The 26,160-nt window shown below is 55.1% G+C and carries 25 protein-coding genes and 9 pseudogenes; 16 read left to right on the top strand and 18 right to left on the bottom strand.

What is annotated here, in order from left to right; all coding sequences use genetic code 11:
- Positions 1 to 3 precede the first annotated feature (3 nt).
- A pseudogene (locus AC6I8M_RS17565) lies at positions 4 to 1,122 on the bottom strand (MFS transporter).
- A 130-nt stretch (positions 1,123 to 1,252) separates the two neighbouring features.
- On the opposite strand from AC6I8M_RS17565, the gene AC6I8M_RS17560 reads away from it, so the two are divergent.
- From AC6I8M_RS17560 to AC6I8M_RS17545, 4 genes and pseudogenes are all read left to right on the top strand, one after another.
- On the top strand, positions 1,253 to 2,161 hold the full coding sequence (locus AC6I8M_RS17560; protein ID WP_010616735.1) for a LysR family transcriptional regulator: 909 nt from the start codon (positions 1,253 to 1,255) through the stop codon (positions 2,159 to 2,161).
- Positions 2,162 to 2,279: 118 nt separating this feature from the next.
- A pseudogene (locus tag AC6I8M_RS17555) lies at positions 2,280 to 2,825 on the top strand (winged helix-turn-helix transcriptional regulator).
- Positions 2,826 to 2,964: 139 nt separating this feature from the next.
- Positions 2,965 to 3,075 (top strand): annotated as a pseudogene (locus AC6I8M_RS17550) (biotin/lipoyl attachment domain-containing protein); the annotation flags it as partial.
- Positions 3,038 to 3,773, top strand: a pseudogene (locus AC6I8M_RS17545) (efflux MFS transporter permease); the annotation flags it as partial. The pseudogenes AC6I8M_RS17550 and AC6I8M_RS17545, both read left to right, overlap by 38 nt.
- Before the next feature lie 18 nt (positions 3,774 to 3,791).
- Here the strand turns inward: AC6I8M_RS17545 and AC6I8M_RS17540 are convergent.
- Positions 3,792 to 4,844, bottom strand: coding sequence for a mannonate dehydratase (locus AC6I8M_RS17540; protein WP_010616731.1), 1,053 nt, complete (start codon positions 4,842 to 4,844; stop codon positions 3,792 to 3,794).
- A 131-nt stretch (positions 4,845 to 4,975) separates the two neighbouring features.
- A pseudogene (locus AC6I8M_RS17535) lies at positions 4,976 to 5,098 on the bottom strand (response regulator transcription factor); the annotation flags it as partial.
- 77 nt (positions 5,099 to 5,175) lie between these two features.
- On the opposite strand from AC6I8M_RS17535, the pseudogene AC6I8M_RS17530 reads away from it, so the two are divergent.
- Positions 5,176 to 5,931, top strand: a pseudogene (locus tag AC6I8M_RS17530) (P-loop NTPase family protein); the annotation flags it as partial.
- Positions 5,932 to 6,053: 122 nt separating this feature from the next.
- Here AC6I8M_RS17530 and AC6I8M_RS17525 read toward each other — a convergent pair.
- From AC6I8M_RS17525 to AC6I8M_RS17495, 7 genes are all read right to left on the bottom strand, one after another.
- Positions 6,054 to 6,749 (bottom strand): hypothetical protein, encoded by a 696-nt coding sequence (locus AC6I8M_RS17525; RefSeq protein WP_022547375.1) that lies wholly within the window; start codon positions 6,747 to 6,749, stop codon positions 6,054 to 6,056.
- The gene (locus AC6I8M_RS17520; protein WP_022547376.1) at positions 6,750 to 6,992 is read right to left on the bottom strand and encodes a DUF551 domain-containing protein; all 243 of its coding nucleotides are present in this window, start codon (positions 6,990 to 6,992) and stop codon (positions 6,750 to 6,752) included.
- Between the two features lie 106 nt (positions 6,993 to 7,098).
- Positions 7,099 to 7,473, bottom strand: coding sequence for a Mor transcription activator family protein (locus AC6I8M_RS17515; RefSeq protein WP_498013539.1), 375 nt, complete (start codon positions 7,471 to 7,473; stop codon positions 7,099 to 7,101).
- The gene (locus AC6I8M_RS17510; RefSeq protein WP_022549413.1) at positions 7,467 to 7,889 is read right to left on the bottom strand and encodes a gp16 family protein; all 423 of its coding nucleotides are present in this window, start codon (positions 7,887 to 7,889) and stop codon (positions 7,467 to 7,469) included. Before AC6I8M_RS17510 ends, AC6I8M_RS17515 begins: the two co-directional genes overlap by 7 nt.
- 137 nt (positions 7,890 to 8,026) lie before the next feature.
- Complete coding sequence (locus AC6I8M_RS17505; protein ID WP_022547378.1) at positions 8,027 to 8,206, bottom strand: hypothetical protein; 180 nt, start codon at positions 8,204 to 8,206, stop codon at positions 8,027 to 8,029.
- 16 nt (positions 8,207 to 8,222) lie between these two features.
- Positions 8,223 to 8,390: a LysE family translocator gene (locus AC6I8M_RS17500; protein WP_022547379.1), complete on the bottom strand. Its 168-nt coding sequence runs from the start codon at positions 8,388 to 8,390 to the stop codon at positions 8,223 to 8,225.
- 250 nt (positions 8,391 to 8,640) lie between these two features.
- Entirely contained in the window at positions 8,641 to 8,853 is a 213-nt protein-coding gene (locus AC6I8M_RS17495) for a LysE family translocator (RefSeq protein WP_022547380.1), read from the bottom strand.
- Positions 8,854 to 8,993: 140 nt separating this feature from the next.
- Between AC6I8M_RS17495 and AC6I8M_RS17490 the strand changes: the two genes are divergently transcribed.
- The 3 genes from AC6I8M_RS17490 (at position 8,994) to AC6I8M_RS17480 (ending at position 10,100) form a co-directional block, all read left to right on the top strand.
- Positions 8,994 to 9,173, top strand: coding sequence for a hypothetical protein (locus AC6I8M_RS17490; protein ID WP_022547326.1), 180 nt, complete (start codon positions 8,994 to 8,996; stop codon positions 9,171 to 9,173).
- 136 nt (positions 9,174 to 9,309) lie between these two features.
- Entirely contained in the window at positions 9,310 to 9,732 is a 423-nt protein-coding gene (locus AC6I8M_RS17485) for a gp16 family protein (protein WP_498013375.1), read from the top strand.
- Entirely contained in the window at positions 9,726 to 10,100 is a 375-nt protein-coding gene (locus tag AC6I8M_RS17480; RefSeq protein WP_498013538.1) for a Mor transcription activator family protein, read from the top strand. Before AC6I8M_RS17485 ends, AC6I8M_RS17480 begins: the two co-directional genes overlap by 7 nt.
- A gap of 144 nt (positions 10,101 to 10,244) precedes the next feature.
- Here the strand turns inward: AC6I8M_RS17480 and AC6I8M_RS17475 are convergent, their stop codons facing one another.
- Positions 10,245 to 11,030: a DUF4145 domain-containing protein gene (locus AC6I8M_RS17475; RefSeq protein ID WP_195910893.1), complete on the bottom strand. Its 786-nt coding sequence runs from the start codon at positions 11,028 to 11,030 to the stop codon at positions 10,245 to 10,247.
- Here AC6I8M_RS17475 and AC6I8M_RS17470 point away from each other — a divergent pair.
- Positions 11,029 to 11,301, top strand: a complete 273-nt coding sequence (locus AC6I8M_RS17470; protein ID WP_010617108.1) for a hypothetical protein — start codon at positions 11,029 to 11,031, stop codon at positions 11,299 to 11,301. The two genes, AC6I8M_RS17475 and AC6I8M_RS17470, sit on opposite strands and share 2 nt — an antisense overlap.
- A gap of 421 nt (positions 11,302 to 11,722) precedes the next feature.
- Here AC6I8M_RS17470 and AC6I8M_RS17465 read toward each other — a convergent pair whose 3' ends face one another.
- From AC6I8M_RS17465 to pmbA, 4 genes are all read right to left on the bottom strand, one after another.
- Positions 11,723 to 12,046 carry an SFCGS family glycine-rich protein gene (locus AC6I8M_RS17465; RefSeq protein WP_498013537.1) on the bottom strand — a complete coding sequence of 108 codons (324 nt, stop codon included), beginning with the start codon at positions 12,044 to 12,046 and terminating at the stop codon, positions 11,723 to 11,725.
- 19 nt (positions 12,047 to 12,065) lie between these two features.
- On the bottom strand, positions 12,066 to 12,404 hold the full coding sequence (locus AC6I8M_RS17460) for a glycine dehydrogenase (RefSeq protein WP_010617110.1): 339 nt from the start codon (positions 12,402 to 12,404) through the stop codon (positions 12,066 to 12,068).
- 263 nt (positions 12,405 to 12,667) lie between these two features.
- Positions 12,668 to 13,054: a cytochrome b562 gene (gene cybC, locus AC6I8M_RS17455; RefSeq protein ID WP_010617111.1), complete on the bottom strand. Its 387-nt coding sequence runs from the start codon at positions 13,052 to 13,054 to the stop codon at positions 12,668 to 12,670.
- Positions 13,055 to 13,126: 72 nt separating this feature from the next.
- Positions 13,127 to 14,467 carry a metalloprotease PmbA gene (pmbA, locus tag AC6I8M_RS17450; RefSeq protein WP_022547927.1) on the bottom strand — a complete coding sequence of 447 codons (1,341 nt, stop codon included), beginning with the start codon at positions 14,465 to 14,467 and terminating at the stop codon, positions 13,127 to 13,129.
- Between the two features lie 115 nt (positions 14,468 to 14,582).
- Between pmbA and yjgA the strand changes: the two genes are divergently transcribed.
- Positions 14,583 to 15,125, top strand: coding sequence for a ribosome biogenesis factor YjgA (yjgA, locus tag AC6I8M_RS17445; protein ID WP_010617112.1), 543 nt, complete (start codon positions 14,583 to 14,585; stop codon positions 15,123 to 15,125).
- Positions 15,126 to 15,504: 379 nt separating this feature from the next.
- On the opposite strand, the gene mpl is transcribed toward yjgA, so the two are convergent.
- Positions 15,505 to 16,860: a UDP-N-acetylmuramate:L-alanyl-gamma-D-glutamyl-meso-diaminopimelate ligase gene (mpl, locus tag AC6I8M_RS17440; RefSeq protein ID WP_498013536.1), complete on the bottom strand. Its 1,356-nt coding sequence runs from the start codon at positions 16,858 to 16,860 to the stop codon at positions 15,505 to 15,507.
- 168 nt (positions 16,861 to 17,028) lie between these two features.
- Here mpl and fbp point away from each other — a divergent pair, with 168 nt between their 5' ends.
- From fbp to AC6I8M_RS17420, 4 genes and pseudogenes are all read left to right on the top strand, one after another.
- Positions 17,029 to 18,036 (top strand): class 1 fructose-bisphosphatase, encoded by a 1,008-nt coding sequence (fbp, locus tag AC6I8M_RS17435; protein ID WP_010617114.1) that lies wholly within the window; start codon positions 17,029 to 17,031, stop codon positions 18,034 to 18,036.
- A 306-nt stretch (positions 18,037 to 18,342) separates the two neighbouring features.
- Positions 18,343 to 19,227, top strand: coding sequence for an IS110 family RNA-guided transposase (locus AC6I8M_RS17430; RefSeq protein ID WP_498013404.1), 885 nt, complete (start codon positions 18,343 to 18,345; stop codon positions 19,225 to 19,227).
- A gap of 201 nt (positions 19,228 to 19,428) precedes the next feature.
- Positions 19,429 to 21,119 (top strand): annotated as a pseudogene (locus tag AC6I8M_RS17425) (LytS/YhcK type 5TM receptor domain-containing protein).
- Positions 21,116 to 21,842, top strand: a pseudogene (locus tag AC6I8M_RS17420) (LytR/AlgR family response regulator transcription factor); the annotation flags it as partial. The pseudogenes AC6I8M_RS17425 and AC6I8M_RS17420, both read left to right, overlap by 4 nt.
- A 37-nt stretch (positions 21,843 to 21,879) precedes the next feature.
- Here the strand turns inward: AC6I8M_RS17420 and glk are convergent.
- The gene (glk, locus tag AC6I8M_RS17415; RefSeq protein ID WP_010616793.1) at positions 21,880 to 22,845 is read right to left on the bottom strand and encodes a glucokinase; all 966 of its coding nucleotides are present in this window, start codon (positions 22,843 to 22,845) and stop codon (positions 21,880 to 21,882) included.
- A gap of 173 nt (positions 22,846 to 23,018) precedes the next feature.
- Positions 23,019 to 24,513 (bottom strand): annotated as a pseudogene (locus AC6I8M_RS17410) (alpha-keto acid decarboxylase family protein).
- 213 nt (positions 24,514 to 24,726) lie between these two features.
- Between AC6I8M_RS17410 and AC6I8M_RS17405 the strand changes: the two are divergent.
- Both AC6I8M_RS17405 and AC6I8M_RS17400 read left to right on the top strand, forming a co-directional pair.
- The gene (locus AC6I8M_RS17405; protein ID WP_058948948.1) at positions 24,727 to 25,716 is read left to right on the top strand and encodes an aldo/keto reductase; all 990 of its coding nucleotides are present in this window, start codon (positions 24,727 to 24,729) and stop codon (positions 25,714 to 25,716) included.
- Positions 25,717 to 25,873: 157 nt separating this feature from the next.
- Positions 25,874 to 26,143, top strand: a complete 270-nt coding sequence (locus AC6I8M_RS17400) for a DUF2502 domain-containing protein (protein ID WP_498013535.1) — start codon at positions 25,874 to 25,876, stop codon at positions 26,141 to 26,143.
- Positions 26,144 to 26,160: the final 17 nt, after the last annotated feature.

The raw sequence follows: 26,160 nt of genomic DNA, 5'->3' as shown, positions 1-26,160 counted from the left end.
CAATTAATGGGTATGAGGATGAGGCAGATCGGCGCTTTGCGGTTTTGGCGTATGCGCGGCGAGAATCAGCACGATGAGCGCGGACAACGCCAGCAGCGCGGCCACGAAATAGAGTCCCTAGGTGTAGCTGCCGGTTTGCTGGCGGATCACGCCAATCATCATCGGGCCGACAAAACCGCCGAGGTTGCCGATGGAATTAATGGTGGCGATGCCGGCTGCTGCGGCCGGCCCGCTGAGAAACAGCGTCGGCATACTCCACAGTGGCGGCTTGGAGGCACTGATGCCGACCGTGACCAGCGTCAGCGCAATAATCACGGCCAGTAGCGTGCTGACGTTACCGGCATAAATCAGCCCGGCCGACGTGCCGAAGTAAACCAGCGCCAGGGCCAGTACGCGCTTGTCCGCCAGCCCGCGCCAGGCACTGCTGTGGCCGTGCTGCGTCGACCGGGTCTGCTCCTCAGCCTGCATAGTCTCCTGCAGCCAGCGGCGCTCTTCTGCGTTCAGCCATTTAGCCTGCGCCGGACGGTCGGTGAGGAAAAACAGCACCACTATGCCCAGCAGCAACGCCGGAATCGCTTCTACTACGAACATCCATTGCCAGCCGGCGTAGCCCAGCAGACCGTGCATCTCCAGCAGCGCCGCAGAGACCGGCGAGCCGAGCGCGGTAGAGAGCGGGGCGGCGGCCATGAAGATGGCGGTAACCTGCGCGCGCTTCGCCGCCGGGAACCAGTAGCTGAGGTAGAGAATGATGCCAGGGAAGAAACCGGCTTCCGCCACGCCGAGCAGAAAGCGCAGGATGTAGAAACTGGTGGTGCCCTGCACCAGCGCCATGCAGCCGGAGACCAATCCCCAGCTGATCATCACGCGGGCGATCCAGATGTGTGCGCCCACTTTGTGCAAAATTAAATTCGACGGGACTTCAAACAGAAAATAGCCGAGGAAAAAGATCCCGGCGCCAAAACCAAATACCGTGGGCGAGAAACCTAAATCCTGATTCATGGTTAACGCGGCAAAACCAATATTGACGCGATCGAGAAACTCGATGAAGTAGAGCAGCATGATGAAGGGCACAATGCGCAACGTCACTTTACGCATCACCCTTTTTTCGAGGTGAGAGTTCATATTAAAGTGCTCCAGATTGTGTAAGGTAGTGTTATTTTCTGGTTGTCGAATGCAGTATGCAGGTTTGTATTGCGCGATCATCAGGCTTGGATTATATAAACTATTTGAATAATCGTGCGGTGAGGGAAATGTGGATATAAATCAATTGCGTTGTTTTGTCACGGTGGGTAAAGAACTGCATTTCGGCCGGGCGGCACAAAGTATGGAAATGATGCCTGCATCACTTTCCCGCTTTATTCGCCTGCTGGAAGAGGATCTCGGTGTGCGCCTGTTAAACCGCTCAACGCGCAATGTTTCATTAACCGCCGAGGGAGCACTGTTTTTTGACGAAGCGGGAAAACTGATCGATCAGTTTGATGCGCTGGCGCTGCGTTTTAAAGGCGGATTAAAAGATGAATGCCGGACATTACGCATTGGCGCCATCGATAGCGCCGCGCGCGGTTTAGTTCCGGCACTGCTGAATTTATTTGTGCCGCGTCATCCGCTGAGCGATATCCATATTATCGAAGATAAAACCCTTAACCTGATTCCAAAATTAAAATCCGGCTGGCTGGATATGATTATTATCCGCGCGCCGCAGCGCATGGATGCGTCACTGGCGCTGCGTTTTATTACCCGCGAAAGTTGCGTGCTGGCAGTGCCGCTGACGCATCCGCTGGCGGATAAAGCGCAGGTGACGGTGGCAGATTTTCAGCATGAAGCCATGATCATTCCGGACCGCCGCACCCGGCCGCACAGCCACGATCTCACTATCGGCCTGTTTAAGCAGGCTGGCCTGACGCCGCATATCGCGCAATATGCCGAAGAGAAGCAAACCATTCTCAGCCTAGTGTCCGCCGGCCTCGGTCTGGCGGTGGTGCCAGCCTCTTATCGCACCATGAACAGCGACAGTGTGCGCTATATCGCGCTGACGTTACCTGAGCAGATCAAAGGCTTGCCGCTGAGTATTGCGTGGCAGAGGGGCAACGAAGATCCGCTGTTGCGTGAAATGCTGCGTCTGCTGCATGACCACCGGCAGGAATTGATCGACAGGCTGTGAGGCTGCGCCAGAACGCGCGCTGAAGAACTGTCCGTTACTTTCATTTTGCAAGTAACTTGCAAAATGAAAGTTACCCTGCCACAGTATCCCGCATCGACTTCACATCGGGAACTGGCCCATGAAAAACCAACCTCTGTGTAATATGCCGTGCCCTATCGCACGCAGTCTTGGACGCGTCGGCGATGGCTGGAGCATGCTGATCATGCGCGATGCGCTGGCCGGCTTTACCCGCTTTGATGAGTTTCAAAAAAGCAGCGGCGTGGCACCCAATACTCTGTCGCGCCGGCTGAAATAGCTGGTAGAGGATGGATTGCGGGAAAAGGTGTGTTACAGCGACACTCCGGCACGCTACGAATACCAGCTCACTGCAGCGGGCCGCGATTTTCACACGGTAATACTGGCGCTGGCCGAGTGGGGCAGCACCCACTTCTCACCGGAAGGGCGGCAGATGCAGCTGGTTGAAAGTGCCACTCAGCGCCCGGTGACGCCGCAAATGGTGGACAGCGCCACCGGCCAGCCGCTCTCCAGTGACAAATACCAGATGGTGCCAGGCCCGGCGGCCAGCCCGATGATGCACTATCGCCAGCAGTATCTGGCGAGAAAGCGCGCAGGCGATACGGCGCAAAAATTCGCCCCGCAGGCGGTGGCCGGGAACGAACCATGAGCCTGACGCGGAAAAAAGCGGCACTGATGCTGACCTGCGGCGGCGTGGCGCTGGCCGGCTATCGCTATTACTGGTGGCATAGCGCGCGCTTTATGCCTTCGACCGATGATGCGCGGATATCAGCGCGATTTCGGCCAAAGTGTCCGGCTATGTCCATACCCTTGCGGTGCAGGATAATGCGGCGGTTAAAAAGGGCGACCTGCTGGTGCAGCTGGATCACCGACAACTTCAGCTGGCACTGGCTGTTTTTTATCAACATCATTCCCGGTATTACATCACCATTGCGGTTCCGCTGCTGGTGAACATCGACACGCCCAACCGCGAACTGCTGCGCGGCGCGGATTATCTCAGCATCGTGCTGCTGGCGCTGTCGCTCGGCTGTCTGGAATATACGCTGGAAGAGGGGCCGCGCTGGGGCTGGTTTGATGATGACACCATTGCCACCACCGGCTGGATTGCGCTGGCGGCGGGGCTGATCTGTTTTGCGCTGTCGATGCATTTCTTCGTCCCGATTACGCATGACTGGGGGGCGAAGGAGCTGCTGTTCCCGCAGGCGTTTCGCGGCATGGCACAGCAGTTTGCCACCGGCACGCCTGAAGCTCGCGTCTGGCCTGTTTAATCTGATGCGCAACCTTGGCGGTGCGATTGGCATTGCCCTGTGCGGGTACGGTGCTCAACGACCGCACCAACCTGCACTTTAGCCGGCTGGCGGATCATCTCAACAGCGCCAGCCTGACGCTGGGTGATTTTCTGCAGGGGCGCGCTTAGGCGCTGATGGCCAGCGGGCTGAGCCCGGATGCTGCGCATACGGCCGCGCTGCAGTCGCTTGCGGCGCTGACGCTGCGTGAAGCGCGCACCCAGGCCTTTTCCGACGCGTTCTGGCTGATTATGACAGGATTTTTCGTCGCGGCGCTGCTGGTGCCGTTACTGAAAAAGCCACAGGGGTGAGGGCCCGACCGCAGCCTGTCACCGCTTGCTCAGCGCTTCCCACAGGCCCAGCAGATAGGTGGTGCCCAGCGCGCGGTCGTACAAACCGTAGCCGGGCCGCCCGGTTTCGCCCCAGATAAAGCGGCCGTGATCTGAACGGATATAGCCGTCAAAGCCATTGTCATACATCGACTGCAGCACTTTATAGATATCCAGCGAGCCATACTCCGTCGGATGCGCGCACTCGTAGAAATCTTTATCGCGGATGATCTTAATGTTGCGCACGTGGGCAAACGGAATGCGCCTGCGGCGCGAGAATTCGGCCAGAATGGCATAGACATCGTTCTGCGGATCCTCGGCAATCGATCCGGTGCACAGCGTGATGCTGTTGACTTTAGAATCGACTACGTTACAGATCCAGTCGAGATCGTCGCGATTCTTCAGACCTAAGATCGAATACGGCGGATCGTCCGGGTGGATCGCCATCTTCACGCCCACCTCTTCGCACACTGGGATCACCGCTTTGAGGAAATACGCGAGGTTTTCACGCAGCTTCGCGTCATCAACGTCCTGATATTTGGCAAACAGCTCCTGAACTTTTGCCAGCCGTTCCGGCTCCCAGCCCGGCAGCGCGAAGCCGTTAGCGCTGCTCAGCACTTCTTTCACCACTTCGTCGAGGCTTTTATCAATGCCCTGCTTCTCGAAGGCCATGGTGATGGAGCCATCCGGCAGCACGTAATGCATGTCCGTCTTCATCCAGTCAAACACCGGCATGAAGTTGTAGCAGATCACTTTTACCCCGGCGGCCGCCAAGTTGCGGATGCTTTGCTGATAATTGGCGATATAGCGATCGCGGCTCGGCAGGCCGATCTTGATGTCGTTGTGAATATTAACGCTCTCAATCACTTCGACCGTCAGTCCGGCTGAGTGCACCTGATCGACCAGCGCCTGGATCTTCTCCTGCGGCCAGGTTTCGCCCACCGGCACATCGTAAAGTGCGCCCACTACGCCGCGTACGCCCGGCACCTGGCGAATATATTCCAGCGAAACCTTGTCTTCCTTCGGCCCAAACCACCGCATTGTCAGCTGCATTATGTTATCCACCGTCATCGTGTCTGTATGATAATGGCCAAACACCATACTAAAATTCATGAGAGCAGCGTTGCGCGGCGATTAAGCCTTGATCCGCGTCACAGAACCGGTTTTATCCGCAGCACAGTCGCTCACTGGGTCGTCACCAGCTCGGTGAAATACTGCTTGTACTTAAACAGTTCGAGATCCGAGCGCAGCCCCAGTTTGCGCAGCGCGGTTTGCTTCTGACCGCTGATGGTTTTGAGGCTCCTGCGCTAAGCGGTACTGCATGGCTTTACCAATCAGCGGATGATCGTCCAGCACGGCAATGTGCCAGATTGCGTGATAGGACGTGTCAGAGGTGGCGTCCCGCGTGGCCGGTCAGCTTTCAGGGGACGGCAATAATGCCGCCTTTCGTGAATTTGCCTGGCGGTTCGTCAACATTATTGCCCGTGCGCTGGTTGCCTTGGGTGAACGCCCTGACTATACGCTGATTATGCGCTACGTGAACAATATCGCCGATCTCTATATCCGCTACGCCGAGAAAATCATTCATGAGCAACTGCCCTCTCTGCAGACGCAGATTGAGAATAATCAGCAGGTGCTGGGCGAGGACGACGTGCCCCGTAACATGCAGGGACAGCCGGATGCGTTACGCATCTGGGCCATCGAGGTTGCGCTGAGTTCTGAGGAGGGAAAAAAACTCTACGATCCCATCCTCGACGGGCTGCGGTCAGCGGTGCGTTATGACCGCACTTACTTTGACAAAATCGTGGCATCCCTGCTGCCGCTGCTGGAAAAACTGACCACCGGCAAAACCGCTGAACTGCTGGCTCCCGACTATCTCGATATGGATGACTCACGGCCCATATTTGACTGGGAGCAAATCATCCGTAAAAAGGCCGTGGTCTATGTGGGGCTCGATGCGCTCAGTGACAGTATGGTAGCGAGCGCGGTGGGCAATTCCATGTTCGCCGATCTGGTGAGCGTGGCCGGCCATATCTACAAACACGGTATCAATGCGGGCCTGCCTAGCGGGAAAGAAGGGAAGTCCCTGATTAACCTGCACTGCGATGAGTTTAACGAGCTGATGGGCGATGAGTTTATGATAGGACGTGAGATATTTAAACGGGAAACGTGCGATAAATGTGGATCTACCTGGGACAAACTGGATCTATCTGGGACAAGTCAGGGTGATTAAGTTACACATAGTGAAACAGGAATCATCACTCAAATTAATCGATTCTTGAAATCATGTTGCTGCTTGAAGTCGTATCCAGTTGAGTCGGTAGAAGAGCATGATGGCTTTGCTTCTCTTCTCCTGATGTCTATTCTGGTAATTTGATCTGCAGGGATGTAAGTGGCAAGAGCGCCGTAGTCCTGATGAATAACATCCCCATACTCTACCCAGTCATCGCTATTTGCCGAACTTCTATGCGTGACATAGAGAATGACATCGCCGTTATTACCCAGTGTAAAAGGCCCATTTGGAAGTCCCTCGAAGCGTCCAGGCAATCGTGACAGCAAGCCCGAACCATCCTTTAGTACCACAAATACTTCGGTCACCCGATAATCCGTCAGGCCAAACATTTGTTGCCAGGCAGAGTGGGTACCATCAGACCACGAGATATTATGCTTCCGGAGAAACGCGTACAACCGTTTACGCCCATATTTACGCCACGATGCACCCAGGGTCAATGCCAATAACACTGGCAATAACGTTGCCGTGTAAGCATTGACGCCACACCATAGTGTCACGTGGTATATTGCTGTCGGCAACAGGCTAAAAATCAGTGTGGAGAAGAGAATATCAATGGGTTTATGGTGTTCTTTCAGACCGACATTGGCAATAAAATAACCGATGTAGCCAGAGGCCAGTGTTACCAGAGTTGCCCAGGGCAGATCCAACAGCGATGCATCTATCATTCAGTCCTCCTTCGCCCCGTGTTGCCAGGGCTCATTAGTGCTTTCTCGCGGAACAGGTGGCAGCGGCATCCAGTGAGTAACTCCATGGACATCATTGTAGAAATCACCGTCATCCCACTCCCTTCTTTGGCTCAGAAAGCAGACCTTCATATCCCCATAGCTAGAGTAAACTAGCACCCATTGTTCAGGAGCTGGAAGTTGATTTTGACAAGAGATCCAACCATCAGCTGATGAATCGAGCATATGAAATATCCTTCTATTGTCTGGTTAGCATTAACCCAATACTCACTATCTGGTGTATAGGTTATGTTTTTCTCTCCGACGTTTCACTGCGTGAAACAAGAAACAGTCATCGAGGCGGCTTATCTTCATCTTCAAACAGATTGCCCTGGATGCGGGCCAGTTCTTCTTTTTTAACCCGTTTGATCACGGAATAAATCCACTGTAGTGAGACTTCGTACTTGCGTGCCAGGGCGCGATGGTTATGTCCATTGAAATCGGCAAATATCTCCCGGTCACGCTGATTAATTTTCCACATCAACCCCATTGGAAAATAGACATTCTGCCCGCCCCAGACCCGCATCATTTGGCTGGCGACGGCATCGCCTATCTGACTGGCAACAGCGGGGTCAACATCGATAATCTGTCTGACGATCTGCGCCGTGTGTTCGGCCAGCTCAACCAGTAACTCCGGCCCTTTACTGCGAAAGGTATTCTCTAGCATGAGGTTGCCCTCACCACGCGTTTTTGCCACTGCTTGAGTTTCTCGATAACCTGGCTGGCCTGTTGGCTGTCCAGCCAGTAAGGCGAATCACAGCCGGTTTCCCGTTTAACAAAGTGGGCCAGGGCTGTTGCTGACGCATCACGGACAATGCCCTCATCGGCCATTGCCTGCCACAGGGCCTGCATTTTTTGGAGTTGCGGACGGTCGGTCTGCTTTTTCGTCGTGGGTTGAGTCGGTTGGATACGAAAGCCTTTAGCTTTCAGGGCGTTTAACACCTGCGCCAGTTGACCGATATTCAGGGCTTTTGCCGAGGTTTTCCCCGTTAGCCTGTGCAGCATCTGGCGGTAAGTCGTGTCATCCAGTTTGAGGTGGTGGGCCGCAATATGGATTAACTGCAGGTATTTTTGTCGGGTCATCGGAGGCGTCCTTTATCGTTGTGGTCGGGGTCAGGGTTCCTTATGCCATGAATAAAAAAATAATCCTTCGGGTTTTGAAGGATTATAAAATGAATATCGTTATTATACAATTGAATGAATAAAATACGGCTTTTTCGCTATGACTTCTTCACGCAAATTGCCCTGGCATCTATATCTTTGAAGGTTTCAAATTTTTCTGTGAACTGCTTGGCGGCCTGTTGACAGGCGCTTGCCGTGTCAAACTCCTGTGTATGCAGCGTGGAATAAGCATTACCGGCATAGGGGCTGGCGTATAGCGCTAAAATTAATATCCACATCGTGAGGTCTCCTCTTTTACTGAATTAAGGTCGGGTGTTCAACAAAACAAATACTGAACGCAATGAACACCAGGAAACCGGCAAACAGGCGGTTTTGTTGTTTGCGGGTTTCTGGCGATTGAAAATAAGGCCGCAAGCGGGCGGCGATGAGCGCGTAGAGCGTCATCATCAGCGCATCGACCATCAACCATCGTCAGGGTCATGAGGGTGATTTGTGGCCCTAATGGTTGGGCCGGATTAAGAAAGACCGGTAGTGTGGCAAGCAGGAAAGCGAGCGCTTTGGCGTTGGTGATGTCGGTCAGAAAACCCCAGCAGAACCGTTGCGCGCCGCGGGTCAATGCGACGACATCGTAGGCATCCAGGATGACCGGTGCGCGCCAGTTTCGGTATGCAGCAAACAGCAACCAAAATACGCTAATGCCTTTCAGCAGCAGTCAGGCTGTTGCTGAAGCGCTCAACGCTTCCGTGCTCAGTGCCATAATGGGTACCATCAAGGCTAACGCGGTCGCCTGACCGGCAATAAGCGGTAGCGTCTTGCGCCATCCCCGCTGAAAGGCATGGTTAAGGGTGAGGATAGCGCCAGCGCCGGGTAATACGGCACTGAGCAAGACACCCCCTAAAAAAACTAACCAAAGGTCAATATTCATGGTTTATTTCCCTCGTGAGTTTTGATGATGGGGTGGTGTTGATGGCGAATTTGTCGTGATACCTTTTAGTGGCACGACAAATTCGCCATCAACGCCACACACTCACAATAAACCCGCCGGTTAACGGGGAGGACATCGCCATGTGGATATTAATTTTGGCCATGTACGCCAGTCCTTATAGCGATAATGTTTTTTCCTCCCTGCATACACAGGATTTTGACACGGCAACCGCCTGTCAGCAGGCCGCCAGACTGTTTGCGAAAAAATTTGAAACCTTCAGGGATATTGATGCCAGGGCGATTTGCGTGAAGAAGTCATAGCGGAAAAGCGGCATGTAAACCATTCAATTGTATAATAACGCCATTCATTTTATAATCCTTCAAACCCCGAAGGATTATTTTTTGCTCACCGCATAAGGAAACCTGACCCCGACCACAACGATAAAGGACGTCACCGATGACCCGACAAAAGTACCTGCAGTTAATCCATATTGCCGCCCACCAGCTCAAACTGGATGACGCGACTTACCGCCAGATGCTGCACAGGCTGACGGGGAAAACATCGGCAAAAGCCCTGAATCCCGGTCAACTGGCGCAGGTGTTAAACGCCCTGAAGACACAAGGCTTCCGTATCCAGCCCCATCAAGCCAATACAAAAAAGCAGACCGACCGTCCGCAACTCCAGAAAATGCAGGCCCTGTGGCAGGCAATGGCCCAGGAGGGCATTGTCCGTGATGCGTCAGCAACAGCCCTGGCCCACTTTGTTAAACGCGAAACCGGCTGTGATTCGCCTTACTGGCTGGACAGCCAACAGGCCAGCCAGGTTATCGAGAAACTCAAGCAGTGGCAAAAGCGCGTGGCGAGGGCAGCATCATGCTAGAGAATACCTTTCGTAGCAAAGGGCCGGAGTTACTGGTTGAGCTGGCCGAACACACCGCCCAGACTGTCAGGCAGATTATCGATGTTGACCCTGCTGTCGCCAGCCAGATAGGTGATGCCGTCGCCAGTCAGATGATGGCGGTCTGGGGCGGGCAAAATGTCTATTTTCCAATGGGGTTGATGTGGAAAATTAATCAGCGTGACCGGGAGATATTTGCTGACTTCAACGGCCATAACCACCACGCGCTGGCGCGTAAATACAAAGTCTCGTTACAGTGGATTTATTCGGTAGTCAAGCGGGTTAAAAAAGAAGAACTGGCCCGCATACAAGGTAGTTTATTTGAGGATAATGCCCCATTAGAGGATTAAGTACAGCACACTACCTGTTATTCGTTAGCATCCAGCATGTATACCCAACAACAAGAGCTAGGCTGGCGTCACAAAGATAACTTTATTAAAGACGTTTAATAGCCTATTTCCCGCCAAAAACAAAGAATGGGATATAAGGTTAATTTATTTTTTGAGTGTCTTAATGCGTTCTGGATAGCTGAAAAGTAGTTCAAGAAACAATGTCGTAAAACGAACCGCTTCATCAGCTTCTGCTGGAGTAGGGTCATATTCATCCCCATGAACGGCATCATTTCCAATGACCCGTATGGTATGAGCCCAGTCCGCAATGGCTTCAACCGTTTTTAACCGCTTAATAGCATTATTGATAAGCTGAATGAGTTTAGTATCTCGACCTTCGTCGCCAAGTGTATATTTGCATGCTTTTTCTAATAAGCTTCTGCATGCAATGACTGTAAATCTGGGCACACTGCGTACTCCGAATAATTCGTTAAATCCTTTCGCTAATTCTGTAGGTAAGGCCGTCGGTGTTTTAAGCGTAGAGTCTGGATGGCGTGCTGTGATGTCGAACCATTTGTGGAGGCATTGCCCCCATTCATGTTCTTGGTAAGCCATACCCGAGCTATAGCGAGGGCCAGGACCTGGTGACCAGGTTATAACGGGTGCCAAACGATTTAGGAACTTAATGACCATATGCTGTTTAAAGTTATCAACGCCCAATTCTTTTTTATGTAGATAGGTTATAGGACGAAGTGTTAGATCAAGCATATAAGGGTAATGACAGTAATTACAAGTAGATAAAGCTCGATATTCGCTATCGCTCGCCACCCATTTAGATAGGCGATCATCGCTGCTTTTGACGGAGAGTGGATGTGCATAGAGCAACTGAAAATCTGATGTACGACCACAATTACCACAATGTTGACTAGAAAACCAATGGAGATAAGGCATGAGCAAGAATTCCTTAATGAAAAAAATAGATACCATTTTATGTGAAATGGGCGAAAGGGAAAATGTTATTTATCGCGCCACTGACGTTGTTGTATCAGGGGATACGATAGAAGGTGTGCGTGCAATGGCAGATCTGCTCCTTGTACATAAACACCTGTTGGCTCATAAAGAACTACAACTTTCAAAGATTCGCGCAGAGTTGGCTGTAGCGCAAGCGCGAGTGCAAGCAATGATCCACCCACTTCCTCCTGCTGTATTCGATATTGAGTAATTACTATGATATAGCCAAATACTTAATATTTATGATGCAGTGTTATTTATATGAAAGAAGTCATTTGGCTATATACTAATAAATATGAAGACTAATTTTTATGGCTATGTATGTGTTAAATGTTGTACATCTAACAGGCTCTAGGCATTATCTGGGCTGGAGACGCATACTCGAGCGCCATAAAATTCTAATCAACCATTTGATTTTAAATAAAAAAGCGTGGAGCCTGTTAGGCGCGCAACATTTAACACATACATAGCCATTTTTATTGTCTTAGGTAGATATCTCGAGCCATGGTAGATGATTTTAAGTAATGATTTCTGTTTCACTATGTGTAACTTAATCACCCTGACTTGTCCCAGATGGATCCAGTTTGTCCCAAGTAGATCCACATCTATCGCACGTTTCCCTTTTAAATATCTCACGTCCTATCAAGCTCTTCTTTATCCATGAAGCCAAAACCGAGTACGGTAGCGCCTTCGTTGATGGCCGTCACCCCTTCATCAACTGAACGCATGCCGTGTTTGGCTTTGTAGCGGTACTTGTTCTGCGCGGTGATGGCACCGGCGGCGCCGCTGCCGCAGAAGGAGATGCCGAAATCAGCGTTTTCCGCCTTCATCACATCGCCCAGCTTCATATCCGCCGCCACGCCCGGCACCACTACTGCCCGGCCGCCGGCTTTTTCGACGCCAGCAGCCACTTTCTGTCCTTTACCCAGACGATCGCCAATCACTACCGTTACCATATTCCGTTCCTCTCTCAATTCATGCTTCGTTCGATTTCGCCACTTCGATATGCACCGACAGCAGCCAGGCTTCTTCGACAGGCAAATTGCCAAACAGATCCACCACCTGCTGCGCCAGCGCCATGGTCTCAGGCGAGATGTCCTCAAACAGTTCGGCTTCGACGTCCGGCAGCGCCTCTCCGGTGAGAGAGCGTGCCGCCATGGCGCGGACATGTGAGGCCAGCATTTGCTGTTGCACCGCATTGGCTGCAATGTGGTGCGCGGCATACAGCGCCGCGATTTGATTCATCACCTTATCCGCCAGCGCCTGGATTGCCTCCGGCGTGCTCGGTTTCAGCGGGACAGCATCACTCCTCACCTTGTTACTCCTGTTTACAGCGGACAATGTCAGATAATTCGCGTTGAGAAGAAATTACGCTGTCCGCCTGGCGGTGTGGAGACGCAACATTTCCACCTCAAAGTGGAAATCCCACGGGCGACTGTGTGTCAGATCGCACGATGCACGAACTATGCGAGATCGGTCACGAAATGCGTGAAATGAGGTAAAAAGCGGGATGAAAACGGTGGAATGACGCGAAGCCGCGGCAGGAATAAGGCCAGCCAGCAGGCTGGCCCGGTTTATCAGCAGAATTTCTTATGGTTGGCGTTGCGGATATCTTCCAGTTTCTTCGCTTCGGTTTTCGCCTCGTCCAGCTTATTGGCCTGCGCCAGCTGGTCGCCAACGTCGATCTGGGCAATCAGTGAGTCCAGACCGGCGTGGTAATCCTTGATCTGTGCGCTGTCAGCGCCCTGGCCTTCCAGTTTTTCCGGCGTGGAATTTTTTGCATCCTGCGCTGCGGCACACATCTTGCCCAGTGCAGCGTGCATTTCCTGAGCGTCAGAGGTTTTCTTAACGACACTCAGCCCGTCTTTCAGAGTATCCATATCCTGCTCCAGGTCAGCCGCGAACAGGCTGGCTGAAGAGAACAGCAACGACAAAGACAACATGGCAATCACATGCTTACGCATAACGTTTTCCTTTAATTATTATCAGGCGAAAAAAAAGCAGCCGCTGTGGGCTGCTTTCATCAAGCGATGTCTTTATTGTCCGGCGATTTTCATCTCCGGCAGCAGCACCGATCCGCATTGTATATTGCTGCGCGTTTCAATGTCGTTACCGACCGTTACCATATTGAGCCACATATCTTTGAGGTTGCCCGCAATTGTGATCTCGCTCACAGCGTATTGAATTTCTCCGTTTTCAACCCAGAAGCCAGCCGCACCGCGCGAGTAGTCACCGGTCATGGCGCTGACGCTGGAACCCATCATCTCGGTAACGATCAAACCGCGCCCCATCTGCTTCACCAGATCCTCAAAGCTGTGGCCCTGACCGGCGATGCGCCAGTTATGAATGCCGCCCGCATGGCCGGTGCTTTGCAGGCCGAGCTTACGCGCCGAATAGCTGGTCAGCAGCCAGTTCTGCAGGACGCCATCTTTCACGATTTCGCGCGCTTCGGTGCGCACGCCTTCGCTGTCGAACGGCGTCGACGCCAGCCCTTTCAGCAGGTGCGGCTTCTCTTCAATTGTCAGCCATGACGGCAGAATCTGCTGGCCTAGCGCGTCGAGCAGGAAGGTGGATTTGCGGTAAACGCTGCTGCCGCTGATCATACCCACCAGATAGCCGAACAGGCCGGTAGCCACTTCCGGCGCGAACAGCACCGGCGCTTTCATGGTCGGCAGCTTACGCGGCGAAAGACGTGCCAGCACACGGCGTGCGCACTCCGCGCCCACCCAGTCTGCGCTTTGCAGATCGCCCATCGCGCGGCCAATGGTGTACGCGTAGTCGCGCTCCATGTCACCGTTGTGCTCGGCAATGACGCAGCTCGACAGCGAATGCCGGCTCGAGCAGTAGCTCTGCAGCATGCCGTGGCTGTTACCAAAAACTTTGATGCCGACGTGGCTGTTAAAGCTGCCCCCTTCGGTATTGGTGATGCGCTTATCAGCCTGCAGCGCGGCCTGCTCGGCTTGGGCGGTCAGCTCAATGGCGCGATCGGCGTCGATCTCCCATGGGTGATAGAGATCGAGATCTGGCGCCTCGAACGCCAGCAGATCGCGTTCGGCCGGCGCAGCACAGGGATCGGGCGAGGTGTAGCGCGCGATATCGATCGCCGCCTGCACGGTGCGTTTAATCGCGTCCGGGCTGAGATCGGTCGAGGAAGCACTGCCTTTGCGGTTTTGGTGATAGACGGTAATGCCAAGCGCGCCATCGCTGTTGAATTCGACGTTTTCCACTTCGCCGTAGCGGGTACTGACACCGATTCCGGTGGTTTTGGTGACCGCCACTTCTGCTCCGTCGGTGCTGGCTTGCGCCAGTTCCAGCGCCTGCGCGACAGCCTGTTCTAACACTTTACGTTGTTCTGCAACCTGAGTAGATACGTTCATCGACCTGCCGTCTAATCTTAAGTATGAATTTATTGAGTCTATCAGACTTAGAGAACAATTTCGCAGTCGCCCGATAAACTGGTAGGATTAGCCTCTTTTTTTAGGGAGCCAACAGATGACGAAGCAGCCCGAAGACTGGCTCGACGATGTGCCGGATAATCAGGAAGAAGAAGACGAAGAGATTATCTGGGTCAGTAAAAGTGAAATTAAACGCGACGCCGAGGAGCTGAAACGCTTGGGCGCCGAGTTAGTGGATTTAGGGAAAAACTCCCTGGATAAGATCCCGCTTGATGAACAGCTGCGTGACGCCATTGAACTGGCGCAGCGCATTAAGAAGGAAGGCCGCCGCCGCCAGCTGCAGCTGATTGGTAAAATGCTGCGTCAGCGCGACGAAGAGCCAATCCGTCTGGCGCTGGATAAGCTGAAGAACCGCCACAACCAGCAGGTTGCGCTGTTCCATAAGCTGGAGCAGCTGCGCGATCGGCTGATTGAACAGGGTGATGACGCGGTGGCGGAAGTGCTGAATCTCTATCCGCACGCCGACCGTCAGCAACTGCGCAGTATGATCCGCAACGCGCAGAAAGAGAAAGCCGCCAATAAGCCACCAAAAGCAGCCCGCCAGATTTTCCAGTACCTGCGCGAGCTGGCTGAAGCGTAAGTCTACTGCAGACGGTTGCCCTCACCCTGACCCTCTCCCGCAAGCGGGAGAGGGGATATAAAGCGCAGTGCTGAGGTAGCTAAGGACGAGCGCTGGATATGACGTCCGCACCGGGCGGTCCCTTCTCCCGCAAGCGGGAGAGGGAATATAAAGCGCAGTACTGAGGTAGCTGAGGACGAGCGCTGGATATGACGTCCGCTCCGGGCGGCACCTTCTCCCGCAAGCGGAGTGGAAATATAAAAGCAGAGTGCTGAGGTAGCTGAGGCAGAGCGCTGGATGTGACGTCCGCACTGGGCGGCCCCTTCTCCCGCTTGCGGGAGAAGGCTGGGATGAGGGCAGATCGCCTGTCTGCCCAAGGCCGGCCTGAACCGGCCACGCGTTACTTACCTAACCGCTCCAGCAGTTTCTGATGAATCCCGCCGAAGCCGCCGTTGCTCATCACCAGAATCGAATCACCCGGCTGCGCCGCTTTAGCCACCATCTCCACCAGCGTATCAATGTCCGCGCTCCAGTGCGCCGGCTGAATGCAGGCTTCCGCAACGTCCGCGACCTGCCACGGAATGTGGTGCGGCTGGAACAGGAATACCTCATCGGCACGCCCTAACGAAGGGGCCAGTTCGCTCTTGCTCACGCCCATCTTCATGGTATTAGAGCGCGGCTCAAGCACCGCCAGAATGCGTGCGGTGCCGCCGACCTTACTGCGCAGCGCCGCCAGCGTAGCTAGAATCGCCGTTGGGTGATGGGCAAAATCGTCATACACCTTAATCGCGTTCACTTCGCCGCGTAGCTCGAGGCGACGACGCCCGTTAATGAAGCTGTTCAGCGCCTCACCGGCATCGCACGGCTTCACGCCAACGTGACGTGCGGCGGCAATCGCCATCAGGCCATTGTGCATGTTGTGTTCGCCGACCAGCGCCCAGTTCACTTCCGCCACTTTCTCGCCGTCGAGCCAGGCTTCCCAGCGCGAGGCATCCGGCACCAGCTTGTTCGCCTGCCAGCGGCCGTTGTCGCCCACGCTCTCCTGCTCGCTCCAGCAGCCCATCGCCATCACCTGCTTAATATTGTGATCGTGTTCCGGCAGCAGGATCTTGCCCTGCCCCGGCACGATGCGCACCAGATGGTGGAACTGCTTCTGGATCGCCCGCAGATCGTCGAAGATGTCGGCATGATCGAACTCAAGATTGTTGAGGATCAGGGTGCGCGGGCAGTAATGTACAAACTTGGAACGCTTGTCGAAAAACGCGCAGTCGTACTCGTCCGCCTCGATGACGAAGAATGGACTTTTTCCTAATTTTGCCGATACGTCGAAGTTACCCAGCAGACCACCAATAATAAAGCCCGGTTCTAGGCCGCAGGCCTCGAGAATCCGCGCTGCCATGCCGGCTGTGGTGGTTTTGCCATGGGTACCGGCTACCGCCAGCACCCAGCGATCGCGCAGCACGAAATCGTGCAGCCATTGCGGTCCGGAGAGGTAAGGAGTGTTGCGTTCCAGCACCGCTTCCACGCACGGGTTGCCGCGCGTCATGGCGTTGCCAATGATCACCAGATCCGGTGCCGGGTCCAGCTGCGAGGCGTCGTAACCTTCAGTTAATTCAATGCCTTGCTGTTGCAGCAGCGTGCTCATCGGCGGATAGACATTGGCATCTGAACCGGTCACTTCGTGTCCGAGCGAGCGGGCCAGCATCGCCAGTCCGCCCATAAAAGTGCCACAAATCCCAAGGATGTAAATGCGCATAAAAAGATCCATTACTCAAAAGTTCGGCGCACAGTGTAACGCCGAGTCCGGAGGGAGGAAACGGATTAGGACTATGGTTTTTGAAGTTCAATCGGCTAAACTGCGTACGCATACGTTGGTAGCTTGTTACAGCTGCTGCCACTCCATCGTAGATTCAGGGAATGTGTTATGAAAACGTTAGGCGAATTCATCGTCGAGAAGCAACACGACTTTCCTCACGCCACAGGTGAACTGACGGCGCTGATTTCCTCCATCAAGCTGGGCGCAAAAATCATCCACCGCGACATCAACAAAGCGGGTCTGGTGGATATTCTCGGTGCCAGCGGCGTAGAGAACGTGCAGGGTGAGCAGCAGATGAAGCTGGATCTGTTCGCTAACGAAAAACTGAAAGCGGCACTGAAGGCGCGCGGTGTGGTCGCGGGGATTGCTTCCGAAGAAGAAGATGAGTTTGTCATCTTTGAAGGTTCGGAGAACGGTAAGTACGTAGTATTGATGGACCCGCTGGATGGTTCTTCGAACATCGACGTTAACGTTTCCGTCGGCACCATTTTCTCGATTTATCATCGTATTAGTGAGCCTGGCACGCCGATCACCGAAGCCGATTTCATGCAACCGGGCCACAAGCAGGTTGCCGCAGGTTACGTGGTGTACGGTTCCTCAACCATGATGGTGTACACCACCGGTGTGGGCGTTCATGCCTTCACTTACGATCCGTCGCTCGGTGTGTTCTGCCTGAGCCACGAACGCATGACCTTCCCGGAAAAAGGCTACACCTACTCGATTAACGAAGGGAATTACATCCGCTTCCCGCAGGGCGTGAAAAAGTACCTGAAGTTCTGCCAGGAAGAAGATGTTTCAACGAAGCGCCCTTACACCTCGCGCTACATCGGTTCGCTGGTGGCGGATTTCCACCGCAACCTGTTGAAAGGCAGCATTTATCTTTATCCCAGCATCGCCAGCCACCCGAAAGGCAAGCCGCGCCTGCTGTATGAGTGCAACCCGATGGCCTTCCTCGCCGAACAGGCGGGCGGTAAAGCCAGCGACGGTAAAAACCGTATCCTCGATATTCAGCCGGAAACGCTGCACCAGCGCTGCCCGTTCTTCTGCGGTAATGATGCGATGGTCGATGATGTTGAACGCTTTATGCGTGAGTTCCCGGACGAACATCAGGCGTAATGTAAGCGGGCATTTGAAATGCCTGCGTGTGTGATGCCTGCCAGTAAATGATTTTCGGTCGCCATGAATGGCGACCCTTATATCCCGATCATTCTCCTCCGGGTATGATGATCCCCGACTGATCATCGGGAAGTTGCTGGTGAGATGGGGGCGACCCCTGGGCATAAAGCCTGCTTTGTGGATTCATCCCCGGCAACTTAACTCCCGCCTTCAAGACCGGACGGTATCCTGTGCCCCGAGCACGCATCCATAAGGATGGTCATGGCGGTTTCCCTGTGCTGTTAAGGAGAATCTATACAAACCCGTATGCCTGTCGGCATTGATATTGCCTCCGGAAAGTTTGATGTGGCCGTCTGGAAAGGCGACACGTCTTACAAAACCAAAGTCTTTCCCAACACCCCTAAGGGCTTTATCGCCCTGAAAAAATGGCTGGAGCCGTTCGGCTGCTGCCATATCTGCATGGAGGCTACCGGCGCGTACAGTGAGCCGCTGGCCACCTTCCTGCACGACGAAGGCTATGATGTCAGCGTGGAAAATCCTGCGCGCATCAGGCGCTTCGGGCAGGCCGAGCTGAGCCGGAATAAGACGGATAAAGACGATGCGCGCATGATAGCGCGCTACTGTAAACTGCACGGTCCATCGCTGTGGCAGCCGGCGCCGCTGAATGAACGCAGGCTGAAAGCGCTGGTGAAGCGCCTGACGAATCTTCAGGAAATGCGGCAGATGGAAGAGAACCGGCTGGAGGTATCGGATGCGGTGGTGCAGCCCTCAATCCGCGTGGTCATTGCGGCGCTGGATGCGCAGATAGACGAAACGAAGCGGGCAATAAACGACCATATTGACAATGACCCGGGCCTTAAAAAGAACAGGGAACTGCTGGAGTCCATCCCGGGCGTGCTGGGCAGCACGATGCTGGCGTATATGGGGGACATGTCGAGGTTCAGCAGCAGCAAGGCTCTTGTGGCGTGGGTGGGGCTGAATCCGATGCGGCAGGAGTCCGGTGAGTGGAAGGGCAAAAGCAGGATATCGAAGATGGGCAACAGCGCGATGCGCAAGGCCCTGTACATGCCAGCGATAGTGGCGATGAAGTGGAATCCGGCGGTAAGTTTGCTGAAGAAGCTGCTGCAGCTGGCTTATGGTGTGCTGAAGTCGGGTCGTCCGTTCGATGCCGAAATATGTCTTGCCAGGTAACCGGCAAGACGGTATCTACAGTGCATCTGCGGTTTTTACAGGGTGCGCATTCATGCGCACCGGCAGCGCGCACCTTAAAAATTGATCCATGCTATGAGAAACGTCTGCAGCTTGCTGGGACGCTGGCGGATCGCGATCACATTTTTTATCATGTCCGCAACCTTGGCTGTTCCGGAGAACACCGTGCCTTCCCATTTCGACATGCTGCTGGCGATGTTTGACCGAGCCGCGCTGATGCTGATCTGCCTGTTCTTCCTGACACGCACCCGCGTATTTCGTCAGCTACTGCAAAAAGATGAACACTCAATCGGCGAAAAAGCCGTGGTGACCGCCATCTTCTCGCTGTTTGCGCTGTTCAGCACCTAGTCCGGCATCAACGTTGACGGCTCACTGCTCAACGTCCGGGTGATTGCGGTCATGGCAGGCGGCATTCTGTTCGGCCCATGGGGCGGCATTGCAACCGGCGTGATTGCCGGCGTGCACCGCTTCCTGATTGATATCGACGGCATCACCTCGGTGCCCTGTCTGATTACCAGCATCGTCGCCGGTATCGCCGCCGGTGCCATCAACCGCTTCGTCAGCAAAGAGCAGCGCTGGCGCGCCGGCATCCTCGGCGGCATGCTGTGTGAAAGCCTGACCATGCTGCTGATCGTGCTGTGGGCGAAACCGATGTCACTTGGTTTAACCATCGTGTCGGAAATCGCGCTGCCGATGATTCTCGGTGCGTCGAGCATTGGTTTGATTGTGCTGCTGGTGCAGAGCGTCGAAGGGGAAAAAGAGGCGATTGCCGCGCGTCAGGCCAAGCTGGCGCTGGAAATTGCCAACAAAACCCTGCCGCTGTTTCGTCAGGTTAATAGCGACTCGCTGCGCAAAGTGTGCGCCATAATTCGCAGCGACATCCATGCCGATGCGGTGGCAATTACCAACACTAAACAGATTCTGTCTTACGTCGGCTACGGAGAGCAGAACTACCACAACGGCGACGACGGCATCAGTCCGACCACCGCGCAGGCGATCACCAGCGGTAAAATTATCATTAAGAATAATGATGAGGCACACCGCACCAAAGATATTCACTCGATGCTGGTGATTCCCCTTTGGGAAAAAGGGGAAGTGACCGGCACGCTGAAAATCTACTATCGCCGCACCCATCGTATTACCGGTTCACTGAAAGAGATGGCGGTCGGTCTGTCGCAAATCATCTCGACGCAGCTGGAAGTCTCGCGTGCCGAGCAGCTGCGCGAAATGGCCAATAAAGCGGAACTGCGCGCGCTGCAAAGCAAAATCAACCCGCACTTCCTGTTCAACGCGCTGAATGCCATCTCCTCATCCATTCGTCTGAACCCGGACACGGCGCGCCAGCTGGTGATTAATCTGTCGCGCTACCTGCGTTACAACTTGGAACTCAACCACGATGAACCCATCGACATCAAAAAAGAGCTGTGGCAGGTGAAGGATTACATCGCCATTGAGCAGGCACGGTTTGGCGACAAGCTGTCGATGATTTATGACATCGACGAGGATCTGCACTTTTCGCTGCCCAGCCTGCTGATTCAGCCGCTGGTGGAGAATGCCATGTGCACGGTATTCAGCCCTGTCGCGGCAAAGGCGTGGTCACGCTGAGCGTGAAAGATCTGGGCGATCGCGTGCGCGTGGCGGTGCGCGATACCGGTGCCGGCATCAGCGAAGAGGTGGTTAGCCGGGTGGCGCGCAACGAAATGCCGGGCAACAAAATAGGCCTGCTGAATGTGCATCACCGGGTGAAACTGCTGTCCGGCCACGGCTTAACCATCACCCGTCATCAGCCCGGTACGGAAATCGCCTTTACCCTTAGCAAGGGTGGTCAGCGGCTGTCCGGTTCGCTCACCCCGTTAGCGGAAACCTCAGCGTGAAAGCCATTATTGTCGAAGACGAATTCCTGGCGCAGCAAGAGCTTAGCTGGATGATCCAGCAGCATAGCCAGATCAGCATAGAAGCCTGCTTTGATGATGGGCTGGAAGTGCTGAAGTATCTACAGACTCATCGGGTGGACGTGATTTTTCTCGATATCAACATCCCGTCGCTGGACGGCATGTTGCTGGCGCAGAACATCAACCAGTTTATCCATAAGCCGCTGATTGTGTTTATCACCGCGTGGAAAGAGCACGCGGTTGAGGCATTCGAACTGCAGGCGTTTGACTACATCCTCAAGCCGTATCACGAGTCGCGCATCATCACCATGCTGAACAAGCTGGAGGCCAGCGCACAACAGCAGCAGGCGCAGCAGCACAATCCGGCAGCCAGCGCGCCGCAAACGGTGAATTTAGTCAAAGATGGGCGCATTATCGTGACCGATATCAACGATATCTATTACGTTGAAGCGCATGAGAAGCTGACGTTTGTCTACACGCGGCGCGAAGCCTATGTGATGTCGATGGCGATCAGCGAGTTTTGCAGCCGTTTGCCTGAGTCGATGTTCTTTCGCTGCCACCGTTCGTACTGCGTCAATCTGAGCAAGATTGGCGAGATCGAACCGTGGTTTAACAACACGTATCTGGTGAAGCTGCGCGATAATGGATGCGCAGGTGCCGGTGAGTCGTAGCAAGGTGAAGGCGTTTCGCCAGCTAATGCATCTTGAAGGCGAACGGCACGGGAAGCCGTTCGCCCGTCAGATTACAGCACGCGCCCCAGCGCCTGGCGCAGATGGGCACCGGCGCCAAGCAGGCCCGGCTGGTCGTGAGTAATCATGTAGACCGGGATATCAACGAGGTAATCGCGGAAGCGGCCTTTGTCTTCAAACGCCGCGCGGAAGCCGGACGCTTTAAAGAACTCGAGGAAGCGCGGCACGATGCCACCGGCAATGTAGACGCCGCCAAAGGTGCCGAGGTTCAGCGCCAGGTTGCCGCCAAACCGTCCCATGATGACGCAGAACAGCGTCAGCGCGCGGCGGCAGTCAATGCAGCTGTCCTGCAGTGCCCGCTCGGTCACATCTTTTGGCTTGAGGTTTTCCGGCTCGCGCTGATCGGATTTCACAATCGCGCGATACAGGTTAACCAGTCCGGAACCCGACAGCACGCGCTCGGCAGAAACGTGACCCAGTTCAGCGCGCAGCACTTCGAGAATCGCATCCTCTTCTTCACTGTTTGGCGCGAAGTCAACGTGACCGCCCTCACCCGGCAGGCTGACCCAGCGCTTATCGACGTGCACCAGATGGCTGACGCCAAGCCCGGTGCCAGCACCGTAGATGGCAATCGTTTTATCCTGCACCGGTGATTTACCGCCGAACTGCAGGACGTCCTGCGCCGTCAGCATCGGAATCGCCATGGAAACCGCGGTGAAATCGTTAATGATTTCCAGCGTAGTAAAGCCCAGACTTTCCTTCATCTGACGCGTTGAGAAGGCCCAGTCATGGTTGGTCATCTCTACCCAGTCGCCGGTGATCGGACAGGCGATGGCGATGCAGCCGTCGCTAATGTCCTGTTTCTGCTCATCCAGATAGTGACGGATAACTGCTTCAAGGTTGTCGTAGTCTGATGTTGAGAATGTTTTGGCCTGGGAGATGGCGCCGGTCTCCACCTCACACAAGGCGAGACGAGCGTTAGTGCCGCCCACATCGCCGACCAGGGCGTATTTTGTCATTCTTCTGCTGCTCCGCTTGGGTCATAAACAAGTGCAGGACACTATAAAAGCCTGCCAATAAAACAACAACGCTCACCTTGCACGATAAGCGTTGGTCATGCAGTGCGACGCACAGCCTGTGCTGTCGCCAGCCCAACTGTACAGAGTCAACTGTCCTAAACTTTGTGGCTATTTCACTGGTGCAGCGCCGCCGTGACGGTGCGCAGCAGCGGCGGCAAATCCTGTTTCTCTATCACCACTTCAATCAGTGATAGGCAACGCGCCTGGCTGAGCAGCGTCATCACGGCGTCGAGCTGCGCCGTTTCACTGATGCGCCAGCTCTGAGCCGCACAATTCAGGCTCATCGCCTGCGGCAGCGCGGTCCAGTTCCACTGCGCGATGTCGTTGTAGCACTGTTCCGGTCCATGGATCGCGCGTTCGACAGTGTATCCCTCATTATTCAGCAGAAAAATGATCGGGCTTAAGCCGTCGCGCTGGATCGATCCCAGTTCCTGAATGGTCAGCTGCGCCGATCCATCGCCGATGATCAGAATGACGCGGCGGTCGGGCTGCGCCGTCTGGGCACCAAAGGTGGCGGGTAAAGTATAGCCAATGGAACCCCATAAAGGTTGTACCAGCAGCTGCTGCATCATGCGGTAAACGCAGCGCGGCAGCGCCAAACGCCGCCGTGCCCTGATCGGCAGGGATAATATCACCGGGCTGCAGGAAACGCTGCATCGCCTGCCAGAAAGCCTGCTGACTGATTACGGCGGCAGCAGCGGGCGGTGCATCGTCCGGCATGTCGGCCTCGCCCGTGGCCCAGTGCGCGCAGTGGCGCTGATAAACCGGCAGCAGCGCGGCCAGCGCCTGCGCCATGCTCAGCGGTGCGAAGGTTTCTCCGGCGACGCTGGCATGAAACGGCTGCAGATCAATCACCCGCTGCGCCGACAGTTGCTGGGTAAACCCGGCGGTCAGGGTGTCGGTAAAACGCACGCCGACGCACAGGGTGACATCGGTGTCTTCAATTGCCGCGCGCACGGTTTCGCGGCTGCCGCTGGCGGCGTAGGTGCCGACGAAGCCCGGCTGCTGCTCATCCAGCACACCCTTCCCCATCAGTAGCGTGGCAGCCGGAATGGCACGCAGCGCACGCAGCTCAGCCAGCGGCGCCTGCAGTTGCCAGCGGGCAGCGAGAAAATCGGCCAGCAGCGCCACGCGCTGCGCCGGTGCCAGCAGGCGTTCCGCCGCTGCGGCAAACGCCTGCGCCACGTCGCGGTTTTCAGCCGGTGCCGGGCTGGCGCTGGCTGACGGCAGCGTTACCGTGGCGGCGGCGACATCCACCGCCAGCAGCAGATAGCCCGGACGGTGCTGCTGGGCGTGGCTGGCGGGAGCACCGACGATGTGAATCACCGGCACATATTCGGCGTAGCTGCCGGCGATGCCGTTAATCGCGCTGAGTTCACCGACGCCAAAGGTGGTCAGCAGAGCGGCCGCGCCGTTGCAGCGACCGTAACCATCGGCCGCATAGGCGGCATTCAGTTCATTAGCGCAGCCGACCCAGGTAATGCCGGGATGGTCAATGACGCTGTCGAGAAATTGCAGGTTGTAGTCGCCGGGTACGCTGAACAGATGGCGGATACCCGCCTGTTGCAAACGATGCAGTAAATAGTCGCCAACGTTAAGAGTGTTTATCGACCGCTCCTGTGAGGGGGAATGATCAGGAGTATTAGCGATGTGGCTGAACTGGCGAGATTTTCACCATCGTCGCGCTGTCATACATGGCAAGCATTCGTTACGACGACAGAAAATTCTGTAAGTTGCGATCTTTGCCGCGTTACGGCGCAGTGTAAACGCATACACAGCTATGCTGATGCCACTTTCTCCCACCTGAGACAGGAACGCTGCATGAGTACTTTTCCCCACGCCGAACGTTATCACCAGATGCAGTATCGCCGCAGCGGTCGTAGCGGCCTGAAGCTGCCGGCGATTTCGTTGGGTCTATGGCACAACTTTGGCGACAGCACGCGCGTCGACAACAGCCGCGCGCTGCTGCGCCACGTGTTCGATCGCGGTATCACCCATTTTGATCTGGCCAATAACTACGGGCCGCCTCCCGGCTCTGCGGAGAGCAACTTTGGCCGCATTCTGCGCGAAGATTTTCACGGCCTGCGCGACGAGCTGGTGATCTCCACCAAAGCGGGTTACACCATGTGGGACAGTCCGTACGGCGACTGGGGCTCACGCAAGTACCTGATTTCCAGCCTCGATCAAAGCCTGAAGCGCATGGGGCTGGAGTACGTGGATATCTTTTATCACCATCGTCCGGATCCGGAAACGCCGCTGGAAGAGACCATGCGCGCGCTCGATCAGGTGGTGCGTCAGGGTAAAGCGCTGTACGCGGCGATTTCGAACTACCCGGCGGATAAAGCCGCCGCCGCTATCGCCATGCTGCGCGATCTCGGCACCCCCTGCCTGATCCACCAGCCGCGCTATTCGATGTTCGAACGCACACCGGAACAGGGTCTGCTGGACGTGCTGGGCGACGATGGCGTCGGCTGTATTGCTTTCTCGCCGCTGGCCGGTGGCGTGCTGACCGACCGCTATCTGCAGGGCATTCCGCAGGATTCGCGCATTGCCAGCGGCAGCAAATTCCTCAACGAAAACCAGCTGACGCCAGAGAAGATGGCGAAGGTGCAGCAGCTGCAGGCGCTGGCGCAACAGCGCGGTCAAAAGCTGGCGCAAATGGCGCTGCGCTGGGTGCTGCGCGACACGCGCGTCACGTCGGTGCCGATTGGCGCCAGTAAAACCGCGCAGATTGATGATGCCGTCGACATGCTGAGCCAACCTGAATTAACGGCGGACGAGATCGCCGCCATTGAGCAAATTCTGGTGTAACCGTTTACCCGCCCGGACTTTTCCGGGCGCTGTCCTCAGCAGAAAACGCTGCGCAACCTTTCGCTGGCACTTTTTCAGACTAAATCTCAAGGCGTGTCTGGTCCGATATGGCACACTAGCGCCACGGTAGCCTCGATGCTATCAATGAGGAGAAAGTATGAAACGTGCAATTTTGTTTGCCGCTTTGCTGGCAACGTTATCCCCTCTGGCGCTGCACACAGCTGAAGCCAGTAGCGCTACCATCAATCTGGCCCCTGGCGTCACGCTGCATCTCGGCGATCGCGATCATCGCGGCTACTACTGGGACGGCGGTCGCTGGCGTGAACCGCGCTGGTGGCACGATCGCTATCAGTACAACCATCATCGCTGGTGGCGTCACGATCACCGACACGATCGGCATGACCGCCACGACCATCATCACCATTAAAAAAAATCCCGGCGCAG

The sequence above is a fragment of the Type-A symbiont of Plautia stali genome (assembly GCF_059731155.1).
The sequence above is the reverse complement of the archived record's forward strand: the minus strand, read 5'-3'. Positions and strand labels throughout refer to the sequence as shown.